Source organism: Campylobacter concisus (assembly GCF_002912425.1).
GTDB classification, from domain to species: Bacteria; Campylobacterota; Campylobacteria; order Campylobacterales; family Campylobacteraceae; genus Campylobacter_A; species Campylobacter_A concisus_AH.
The window spans coordinates 1-9,844 of the sequence record NZ_POYR01000177.1 but is presented as its reverse complement, the minus strand read 5'-3'; the positions used below and the strand labels follow the sequence as shown (position 1 = coordinate 9,844).

10 protein-coding genes are annotated in these 9,844 nt (G+C 39.7%); 9 read left to right on the top strand and 1 reads right to left on the bottom strand.

The features are described 5' to 3' along the window. The first annotated feature begins 145 nt into the window (after window positions 1-145). The 3 genes from CYP84_RS09510 to dnaK are packed head-to-tail and all read left to right on the top strand — an operon-like array spanning window position 146 to window position 3,385. Entirely contained in the window at window positions 146-940 is a 795-nt protein-coding gene (locus CYP84_RS09510) for an HrcA family transcriptional regulator (RefSeq protein WP_103637385.1), read from the top strand. Then, window positions 937-1,479 carry a nucleotide exchange factor GrpE gene (grpE, locus tag CYP84_RS09505; protein ID WP_009294121.1) on the top strand — a complete coding sequence of 181 codons (543 nt, stop codon included), beginning with the start codon at window positions 937-939 and terminating at the stop codon, window positions 1,477-1,479. The genes CYP84_RS09510 and grpE overlap by 4 nt, the downstream gene beginning before the upstream one ends. Before the next feature lie 31 nt (window positions 1,480-1,510). After that, on the top strand, window positions 1,511-3,385 hold the full coding sequence (dnaK, locus tag CYP84_RS09500) for a molecular chaperone DnaK (protein WP_103637384.1): 1,875 nt from the start codon (window positions 1,511-1,513) through the stop codon (window positions 3,383-3,385). 148 nt (window positions 3,386-3,533) lie between these two features. On the opposite strand, the gene CYP84_RS09495 is transcribed toward dnaK, so the two are convergent. Then, window positions 3,534-4,136, bottom strand: a complete 603-nt coding sequence (locus tag CYP84_RS09495) for an MBL fold metallo-hydrolase (protein ID WP_103637383.1) — start codon at window positions 4,134-4,136, stop codon at window positions 3,534-3,536. Window positions 4,137-4,256: 120 nt separating this feature from the next. Here CYP84_RS09495 and CYP84_RS09490 point away from each other — a divergent pair, with 120 nt between their 5' ends. Genes CYP84_RS09490 through kdsB form a run of 6 tightly spaced genes read left to right on the top strand, consistent with a single transcriptional unit; the run spans window position 4,257 to window position 9,580 of the window. Beyond that, on the top strand, window positions 4,257-4,994 hold the full coding sequence (locus tag CYP84_RS09490) for an NAD+ synthase (protein ID WP_103637382.1): 738 nt from the start codon (window positions 4,257-4,259) through the stop codon (window positions 4,992-4,994). A 10-nt stretch (window positions 4,995-5,004) separates the two neighbouring features. Beyond that, window positions 5,005-6,135: a DegT/DnrJ/EryC1/StrS family aminotransferase gene (locus tag CYP84_RS09485; protein ID WP_103637381.1), complete on the top strand. Its 1,131-nt coding sequence runs from the start codon at window positions 5,005-5,007 to the stop codon at window positions 6,133-6,135. Further along, window positions 6,128-7,048, top strand: coding sequence for a tetraacyldisaccharide 4'-kinase (locus CYP84_RS09480; RefSeq protein ID WP_021084494.1), 921 nt, complete (start codon window positions 6,128-6,130; stop codon window positions 7,046-7,048). Before CYP84_RS09485 ends, CYP84_RS09480 begins: the two co-directional genes overlap by 8 nt. A gap of 50 nt (window positions 7,049-7,098) precedes the next feature. Continuing rightward, window positions 7,099-7,413 carry a divalent-cation tolerance protein CutA gene (gene cutA, locus CYP84_RS11480; protein WP_002942674.1) on the top strand — a complete coding sequence of 105 codons (315 nt, stop codon included), beginning with the start codon at window positions 7,099-7,101 and terminating at the stop codon, window positions 7,411-7,413. Next, the gene (gene thrC, locus CYP84_RS09470; protein ID WP_103637380.1) at window positions 7,410-8,873 is read left to right on the top strand and encodes a threonine synthase; all 1,464 of its coding nucleotides are present in this window, start codon (window positions 7,410-7,412) and stop codon (window positions 8,871-8,873) included. The genes cutA and thrC overlap by 4 nt, the downstream gene beginning before the upstream one ends. Beyond that, window positions 8,870-9,580, top strand: a complete 711-nt coding sequence (gene kdsB, locus CYP84_RS09465) for a 3-deoxy-manno-octulosonate cytidylyltransferase (RefSeq protein WP_103637379.1) — start codon at window positions 8,870-8,872, stop codon at window positions 9,578-9,580. The genes thrC and kdsB overlap by 4 nt, the downstream gene beginning before the upstream one ends. Window positions 9,581-9,844: the final 264 nt, after the last annotated feature.

Sequence of the window (9,844 nt, the reverse complement as noted above, 5' to 3'; positions counted from 1 at the left end):
GCGCAAAGCTTATATTATAGGCATTAGAAAAGTTTAGTTATATAGGCTAAATATATATAAATAAATTTTTTTAACTTATATACTTGACATTGATAAACTAAAGTTGTATAATCCGCTTAGCAATTAAAAAGAAAGAGTGCTAAAAGTGAGTAAAACAAATAAACGCGATTTGATACTAAATTCTATCATTGAAGCCTATTTGCAGAACAATGCGCCTATTGGCTCAAACGAGCTTGGCTCTCGCATGAGCGTGGCGATACCGGCATCTACGATACGTGTTTATTTCAAAAAGCTTTCAGATGAGGGTGAGATCACAAAACTTCACATCAGTGGTGGCAGGATCCCAACTATCGCTGCGATGAGGAGATATTGGAGTGAAATTTTTACTGAGAGCGACATAAATTTAAAGATAAATGACCCAAGAAGCTTAAAGATGCTCTGTGATGAGTTTGAGCTTTATTGTATGATTTTTGGCACGATCGATAAGGAGTTGCTAGAAATTTTAAATTTAAATGATAGATATCTAGTTTTAAATTTTAGTGGCGATGAGATCGTCGTCAAATTTGACGCTAGGATGTATAAATTTTTAAACAACCTTATCGGAGTTAGTTTAGACAAGCTTGAGCTTATCTGTTCTCAAGTTGGCTTAAGCGAACTAAAAAACAAGATAAGAGAGCTTAAAAGGACTAAAATTTACTTCCAAGAAAACGAAATTTTAGCCTTTGATATGTTTAAGGATAGACGCTTTAAGATGGTTTTTGACCCAAGTTTTAGCTTGCAGATGGACGAAAAACTTACATTTTCTCCTATGTTTGACGAAAATTACATGGGGCTTAAATTTAAAGCAAACTACCTTGGTAGCGAGGCGCAGATGATCTGTGCTGGCAGTGTTTATACTGATTATGTGAAATTTATAAATCTAATAAAGGAGGCCGCGTGAGCGAAGAGGTAAAAGAGCAAAATCTGCCTGAGGTCGAGCCTGTGCAAGAGGCAGCTAGCGATAGCGTAAATTTAGACGCACTTGGCGATATCTCAAAAGTGGAGAAGCTCGAAAAAGAGCTTGGCGAGATCACTGATAAATATTACAGAGCAAATGCTGAGTTTGAAAATATCAAAAAGCGTTATGAAAAAGAGAAAGCAGACGTTGCAAGCTATGCAAATGAGAAATTTGCGAGAGACTTGCTGCCAGTCATCGATGCACTCGAGATCGCTGCGAATTTTGACCCAGAAGATGATGAATTTGCTAAAAAGATCAAAGAGGGCATTTTGATAACGATAAATCAGTTCAAGAAATGTTTTGAAAAGCATGGTGTGAGCGAGATCGCAACTGATGCCGAGTTTGATCCAAATGTGCATAATGCCGTTTTAAGGGTCGATAGCGAGGAGAAGCAAAGCGGTCAGATCGTGCAAGCTTTACAAAAAGGCTATATGATAAATGGTAGGGTTTTGCGCCCAGCTATGGTCAGTGTGGCAAACTAAATTTAAAAAATAAATCTAATAAAGGAAAAATATGTCAAAAGTTATAGGTATAGACTTAGGTACAACAAACTCTTGTGTGAGCGTTTTTGAGCGCGGCGAGAGCAAGGTTATCCCAAACAAAGAGGGCAAAAACACAACTCCATCTGTCGTTGCTTTTACAGACAAAGGTGAAATTCTAGTAGGTGATGTTGCAAAACGTCAAGCAGTTACAAACCCTGAAAAAACGATATATTCTATCAAACGTATCATGGGTTTGATGAGTAATGAAAAAAATGCTGAAGAGGCAAAGGCTCGCTTGCCATATCACGTTGTAGATAGAAATGGCGCTTGCGCGGTTGAGATCGCTGGTAAGGTCTATACTCCGCAAGAGATTTCAGCAAAAATTCTTATCAAACTAAAAGAAGACGCTGAAGCATACCTTGGCGAAAAGGTAACAGATGCGGTTATCACTGTGCCTGCATACTTTAACGATAGCCAAAGAAAGGCTACAAAAGAGGCTGGAACGATCGCAGGACTAAATGTGCTTCGTATCATCAACGAGCCGACAGCTGCGGCGCTTGCTTATGGTCTTGATAAAAAAGAGGCTGAGAAAATTTTAGTTTATGACCTAGGTGGTGGTACATTTGACGTTACAGTGCTTGAAACTGGCGATAATATCGTTGAAGTTTTGGCAACTGGCGGTAACGCATTTTTAGGTGGTGATGACTTTGATAACAAGATCATCGACTGGCTAGTAAGTGAGTTTAAAAACGAAACTGGTATCGATCTAAAAGGCGATATCATGGCGCTTCAACGCTTAAAAGAAGCCGCTGAAAATGCTAAAAAAGAGCTAAGCTCAGCTCAAGAGACTGAGATAAATTTACCATTTATCACAGCTGATGCGACTGGTCCAAAACACCTTGTCAAAAAGCTAACTCGTGCCAAATTTGAAGGCATGATCGACTCACTTGTGGGCGAGACTATCACTAAGATAAATGAAGTCATCAAAGATGCAGGTCTAAGCAAGGGCGACATCAAAGAGGTCGTAATGGTCGGTGGTTCAACTCGTGTGCCACTTGTTCAAGAAGAGGTTAAAAAGGCATTTGGCAAAGAGCTAAATAAGAGCGTAAATCCAGATGAAGTCGTAGCTATCGGTGCTGCGATCCAAGGTGCGGTTATAAAAGGCGACGTTAAAGACGTGCTACTTCTTGACGTTACTCCACTTAGCCTTGGTATCGAGACACTTGGCGGCGTGATGACTAAGATCATCGAAAAAGGCACAACTATACCAACTAAGAAAAGTCAAGTTTTCTCAACTGCAGAAGATAACCAAAGTGCCGTTACTATCATGGTTTTACAAGGTGAGCGTGAGTTTGCAAGGGATAATAAATCACTTGGTAACTTCAACTTAGAGGGCATCCCAGCAGCTCCAAGAGGCGTGCCTCAAATCGAAGTCGAATTTGACATCGATGCAAACGGAATTTTGACCGTTTCAGCAAAAGATAAAGCAACTGGCAAAGCCCAAAACATCACTATCTCAGGATCAAGCGGTCTTAGCGAAGATGAGATAAATAGCATGGTAAAAGACGCTGAGCTTCACAAAGAAGAGGATAAAAAACGCAAAGATGCAGTTGAAGCTAGAAACCAAGCCGATGCACTAGTTCATCAAACTGAAAAGAGCATGAGCGAGCTTGGCGAGAAAGTCCCAGCTGATGATAGAAGCAACATCGAAGCTGCGCTAAATGATCTAAAAGAGGTTCTAAAAGATGAAAACTCTTCAAAAGAGCAAATCGATGCAAAAGTAGAAGCTCTAAGCAAAGCTAGCCACAAACTTGCAGAAGCTATGTATAAAAAAGATGAAAACGCTGGCGCAAACGGCGGCAACAACAAAAAAGACGACGACGTCATAGACGCTGAAGTCGAGTAAAACTCCTAGAGCAGGGCAACCAGCCTTGCTCTTTAAATTTAACTCATAAATTTAGATTTCTAAACACTTCTTAACACACATTCACGACATCATCTTGTAAGATAAGTACGAATTTCTAAAATGCAAAAATTTAGTCGCGCTCCAAAAATCAAGACCTTTTAACGATCTCTACCCATCTATCAAGCTCTTGTTGCTCGGCTTTTAGCGTGCTACTTTCGCCGTGTCCTGGGTAAAGTACAAAGTCACCCTTTAGACTTTTGCATTTTTCTAGGCTTTCTAGCATCTCGTTTTTGTCTGAAAATGGAAAATCCCAGCGTCCGATGCTACCTTTAAATAAAAAATCTCCACTAAAGATCGCGTCATCTATCTCTATCATCGAGCAACCCGGTGTATGCCCTGGAAAATGGTGAAATTTAAAAGAAAAGTCACCCACTACAAAGCTCTCATCGCCTTGAGCTAAAACATCTGGCACAAAGGTGTTTTTCATATAGCCAAAAATGTCACTCTCACACATAAAAGCATCAAATTTATTGATATAAACTGGGATTTTTAGCTCATTTTTTAGCTCGCTCACGTCGTAAATATGGTCAAAATGCCCATGAGTGCAAAGTATCGCCTTTAAATTTTGTGCATTTTGCAAAACCCACTCTTTTGCGCCGTCGCCTGGATCTATCACCAAACTTGAGCCATTTTTGGTAACGATGTAGCAATTTGTTCCAAAATCGCCAAAATTTTTATGCATTACTCTCATTTTTTACCTTAAATTTATTATTTCTTAAATATTTGCATCTTTTTACTTAAACTTAAAGAAAAATTTTAAATTTAATTAGTATAATTTTTGCAAAAGGAAGCAAATTTAGGCAAAGGGACAATGAAGGGGTATCAAAAAATAGAAGAAACCTTAGTTTTTAGCTTAAAAGATAAAACTAAAGGTAAAAAACTACTATTAGGCGTAAGCGGCGGTATTGATTCTGCTGTGGTTGCGACACTTTGTGCGAGAGCAAAGCCAGATGAAACTCATGCACTCATCATGCCAACAGCATCATCAAACAAGGAAAATATGGACGATGCCTTAAATCTATGCGAAAAACTAAACATAAAATACAAGGTTTTATCCATAGAGGGCATTTTAAATGCTTTTTACGAAACGATAGATGCAAATTTAAGCAATTTAAGAAAAGGGAATTTAGCAGCTAGAGTTAGAATGAGCTTGCTTTATGATTATTCATCTAGTATAAACGCTCTAGTCATCGGCACAAGCAACAAAAGTGAGCTTATGCTTGGCTATGGCACGATATTTGGGGATTTGGCGTGCGCGATAAATCCTATCGGAGAGCTTTATAAGAGTGAAATTTTTGAATTTGCAAAATATCTTGGTGTTGATGAAAATTTTATCAAAAAAGCGCCTTCTGCTGATCTTTGGGATGGACAAAGCGACGAGGGCGACATAGGTTACAGCTATGCTGTTATCGACGAGATTTTACAAAATTTAGAAAATAACAAGGAGCAGGTCATCAAAAAGTTTGGATCAAAAGCGGTCTTGGATATAGAAAATAGAGTTGTGTCAAACAGGTTTAAACGACAAATGCCGTTGATAGTGAAAATTTAAAGGATTAAAGATGAGAGAAATTCCGTTTTACAAACCAACTATCACTGAGCGTGAGAGTGAGCTTATCGAAGAGGCTTTGCATTCTGAAAATACCACCGATACGGTTGCTAAATTTGAAGAAAAGCTAAAAGAGTACTTTGGTGCTAAATTTGTTGTCACTACAAATAACATCGCAGCAGCGCATCATCTGGCTCTAAGTGCGATGGATACAAAGCGCGGTGACAAGGTCATCTGCTCAGTAAATGCCTTCCCTAGCGTGGCTCAAGCAGTTAGACATTTTGATGCTGAGCCTATCTTTGTTGATATCGACGAAGAGGACTTTAACATCAGCCCAGAAGCCCTTGAAAAGGTGCTAAAAGAGCAAAATCACAAAAAATTAAAATGTGCTTTTATCTCACACATCGCTGGACAAAGCGCTAAGCTTGATGAGATAAAGGCTATCTGCGAAAAATACGGCATCGTCGTTTTAGATGATGCAAACCGAGGCATAGGACTAACATATAATGGCAAAAAGGTTGGTTCAGACTCGTTTTTATCATGCTTTCAGACAAACTCACGCGTGCAAAATCCTATCTCTACAGTTGGATTTTTCACGACAAATGACGAAGAGGTCTATAAAAAAGCAAAACTTCTTCGTAACTACGCCCTTGTAAATGGTATAGATAAATTTGGTAGTTTAAGCTACATCTACGACGTCGTTGATATAGGTTTAAAATACGACATAAACTCGATAAATGCGGCATTTTCTATCGCTCAGCTAGAAAAGACAGACGAGCTTATAAAACGCAGAAAAAAGATCGCTGAAATTTACGATAAAGAGCTTAAAGAGTGTCACAACATCACAACTCCAGTCAAAAAACGCGAGCACATCTACACTCAATATATCATCAAGATAAATAAAAACCGCGACAGCTTTGCTAGAGAGCTTTTGGAGCGTGGAATTCACACTTCGCTGCACTACATACCGATACATTTGCTAAGCTATTATAAAAATAAATATTCGCTTAAAGTAAATGACTTCCCAAATGCTCTAAAAGCGTATCAACAAGTCTTGTCGCTACCTATCTATCATAGTTTGAGCGACGAAGAGGTGCAATACATCTGCAACACGGTAAAAGAAATTTCTAAATCTCGTGTTTAAGAAATTTAACATCCTTTTACACTCTTGGGCGAACGACTACTTCTTTCGCCCAAATTTCTTTCAAATTTTACTAGCTTTTTTACTTTTACCACTAAGTCTTATCTACGCTCTAGTCGTTGTTTGCAAGAAATTTAGCGCGCAAAAAAAGGACTTTGGTATAAAGATAATAAGCGTTGGAAACTTAACCCTTGGAGGAAGTGGCAAGACCCCACTTTGCGTCGCTATCGCTAAGAATTTCAGTGGCGCTTTTATCATTCTTAGAGGCTATAAAAGAAAGAGCAAGGGCATGCAAGTTGTCGCAAGGGATGGCGAAATTTTACTTGACGTGGCGGCAAGTGGCGATGAGGCGATGATATATGCCACAAGCCTTAAAAACGCAAATGTGATCGTAAGCGAAGATAGAAAAGTAGCCATAGACTACGCCAAAAAGCAGGGCGCAAAGTATATCTTGCTGGATGATGGATTTTCTAAATTTGACATAGCCAAATTTGACATCTTGGTGCGTCCAAACCCAGAGCCAAAGCTAAAGCTTTGCCTGCCAAGCGGGGCTTATAGATATCCATTTAGCTTTTATAAATTTGGCAATTTTATAGCGTGCGAGGGGCAAACTCACTTTAGAAAGAGTGAAATTTTAAATAAAAGCGAAAAAATGGTGCTAGTTACCGCCATAGCAAACCCAGCGCGCCTTGAGTCATTTTTTAGCGAGTGCGTGGGACAGGTATTTTTCCCTGACCACTACAACTTTTCAAAAGAAGAGTTAAGTGAAATTTTGCAAAGTTACGGCGCCACCTCGCTTTTGATGACACAAAAAGACTATGTAAAGGTAAATGATTTTGGACTTCCAGTATCGCTTATCACGCTTGAAGTTACGCTAAGTGAGGAGTTTAAAAAGGTTTTGGCACAGCAAATTTAAGCCCATTTTGTTATAATGAGCCACTTTTTAAAAGGAAAATTTAGATCAAAATGAGAATTTTAATCACCTCAGTCGCAAAGAAAAAAGAGGCAAAAAAACTAAGCAAAAAGCTCGTGAAAAAGGGCCTTGCAGCTTGTGTGAGTAGCTTTAGTGCAAAGAGCATTTATCTTTGGCAAGAGAAGCTTTGTGATGAAAAAGAGCAAATTTTACTCATAAAAACGGACGTGAAATTTAAAAAAGTAGCTAAATTTATAAGAAAGCACCACAGCTACGAAACCCCAGAAATTTTGGCGCTTAAGCCAAAAGAGGTTTTTAAAAAATATGAAAATTGGATAAAAAAATCAACCAAAAAAGGCAAAAAATGAGACTAACACCAACTAGAAGCGTAAAAGATGAAAAGGTAAAAAATGTAAATTTAAGCACAGCCATGCTTAGCCCAAGCTCAGCTCACGGCGGACTTTACGCGCCAAAGAAGCTACCAAAGATCACAAAGGCAAAGTGGCAAGAGCTCTCAAGCCTAAGCTACGAAAAGCTCGCACTTCACATCATCTCGCTGTTTAAATTTGACGTGCCAGAGGCGTTTTTCAAAAAAGCGCTCAAGAGATATGCAAGCTTTGATGATCCAAAGCACCCAGTCATTTTTAAAAAAATAGATAAAAATTTATACGTAAATGAGCTCTATCACGGCCCAACTAGGGCATTTAAGGATATGGCGCTTCAGCCCTTTGGCTCGCTGCTTAGCCAGCTAGCAAAAGAGAGGGGCGAAAGATACCTTATCATGTGCGCAACTAGCGGTGACACGGGCCCTGCAACACTTCAAACCTTCGCAAATGATGAAAATATCAAGGTCGTTTGCCTCTATCCAGATGGCGGCACGAGCGAGGTGCAAAAGCTTCAGATGCAGACTATGCAAGGTGAAAATTTAAAGGTTTTTGGCATAAAAGGCGACTTTGATGACGCTCAAAGAGCGCTAAAAACGCTGCTTGCAAATGATAAATTTAAATCTGAGCTTAAGAAAAAGCGCCTTAAACTAAGTGCGGCAAACTCGGTAAATTTTGGCAGAATTCTCTTTCAGATCATCTACCACGCCTACGCTTACGCAAATTTGCTAAAGCAAAAGGCACTTAAGGCAAACGAGAGCTTTGACATCATCGTACCAAGCGGAAATTTTGGCAACGCTCTTGGGGCGTATTACGCTAAAAAAATGGGCGCAAAGATCGGCAAGATCAAGATCGCCTCAAATGCAAACAACATCTTGACGCAGTTTTTCACCACCGGCGTTTACGACCTAAGAGACAAAAAGCTGGTTAAGACGATAAGCCCAGCTATGGACATTTTGATAAGCTCAAACGTCGAGCGCTTGCTGTTTGATAAATTTGGCAGCGTTAGAAGCAATGAACTCATGCAAAGCCTTGCAAAAGATAAATTTTATAAACTTAGCAAGCAAGAGCTTGAAGCGCTAAAAGAGGACTTTGAGGCTAGCTGGTGCGACGATAAAGAGTGCGAGGCATACATCGCAAAGCTCGCAAAGAACGGCTACGCGATCGATCCGCATACGGCTACTTGCTTTAAAATGGTGGATACTAGCCGCATAAACGTCATCACATCGACCGCGCATTGGGTGAAATTTACGCCAAGCATGATCAAGGCGTGCCAGATCAAAGATACGAAAGATGAAAAAGATGCGCTAGCAAAGACTGCTAAAATCTTAAATGACAGCGTGCCAAGCTCGATAAATTCGCTATTTAGCGCGAAAATTTTACATAAAAATATCATAAAAGAGGACGAGATCGAAAAGTGCGTCCTAGAATGGATCGAGCGATGATAATCATCCCAGCCCGCCTTGCCTCAACAAGGTTTAGTAATAAAATTTTAAAAGAGATAAACGGCGTGCCGATGTTTGTGGCGACGGCTCTTAGAGTAAGCGGCGTGGACGATGTAGCGGTTGCTGTAGATGAGCCAAGCGTGCTTGATATCGCCAAGGCTCACGGCATAAAAGCTGTGCTAACTAGCAAAGATCATCAAAGTGGCACTGACAGGATAAACGAAGCGGCGCAAATTTTGGGGCTAAGTGAGAGCGAGATCATCATAAATGTTCAGGCTGATGAGCCATTTATCGAGCCTGAAAATATCGCTAAATTTAGGGCATTTTGCGAGCAAAATAGGCAAAATGCCTTTATGTTTTCTTGCTACAAAAAGATGGACGATGAGTTTGCGGATGATAAAAATTTAGTCAAAGTGGTGACTGATTTTGAGGGCTATGCGCTTTATTTTTCAAGATCAAGGATACCATTTAACAGAAGCGAGTGTAAAAGCTACAAGGCGCACCTTGGCATCTACGGATACAGTGTAAAGAGCCTAAAAGAGTTTTGCGGCCTCTTGCCTTCAAGCCTTGAAAACACCGAGAAGCTCGAGCAGCTGCGCGCCCTAGAAAATGGCAAAAAGATAGCGATGCTGGAGGTTGAAAGTCAAAGTATCGGCATCGATAGCGAAGAGGACTACCAAAGAGCGCTTGCTAAATTTGGTGAATGAGCCTAAATTTGCTCTGCTTTGGCGTCTTTGCCACGGCAGAGCAAATTCTAAATTTTTATAAATTTGGCTAATGGCTTGGCTGATTTTTTGTCTTTGATTTTGTGGTCTAGCTCGCCTGCACATGATTTTGATTAAGTTCTAGCTGTGTTAATGGTTAAATTTACTGCGAACTTCATATTTTAAATTTATTTGAATAATTTTGTCTATTTGCTGAGATGTTCTAAATTGCAAACTTGACTGAAGTTTTTTGACTTCGCGGTCTTT

What these genes read in the sequence shown, in the direction of transcription:
- thrC (WP_103637380.1), top strand. Translation starts at nt 7,410, where the DNA reads ATGAGACTAACACCAACTAGAAGCGTAAAAGATGAAAAGGTAAAAAAT.
- kdsB (WP_103637379.1), top strand. Translation starts at nt 8,870, where the DNA reads ATGATAATCATCCCAGCCCGCCTTGCCTCAACAAGGTTTAGTAATAAA.
- dnaK (WP_103637384.1), top strand. Translation starts at nt 1,511, where the DNA reads ATGTCAAAAGTTATAGGTATAGACTTAGGTACAACAAACTCTTGTGTG.
- cutA (WP_002942674.1), top strand. Translation starts at nt 7,099, where the DNA reads ATGAGAATTTTAATCACCTCAGTCGCAAAGAAAAAAGAGGCAAAAAAA.
- CYP84_RS09485 (WP_103637381.1), top strand. Translation starts at nt 5,005, where the DNA reads ATGAGAGAAATTCCGTTTTACAAACCAACTATCACTGAGCGTGAGAGT.
- CYP84_RS09490 (WP_103637382.1), top strand. Translation starts at nt 4,257, where the DNA reads ATGAAGGGGTATCAAAAAATAGAAGAAACCTTAGTTTTTAGCTTAAAA.
- CYP84_RS09495 (WP_103637383.1), bottom strand. Translation starts at nt 4,136, where the DNA reads ATGAGAGTAATGCATAAAAATTTTGGCGATTTTGGAACAAATTGCTAC.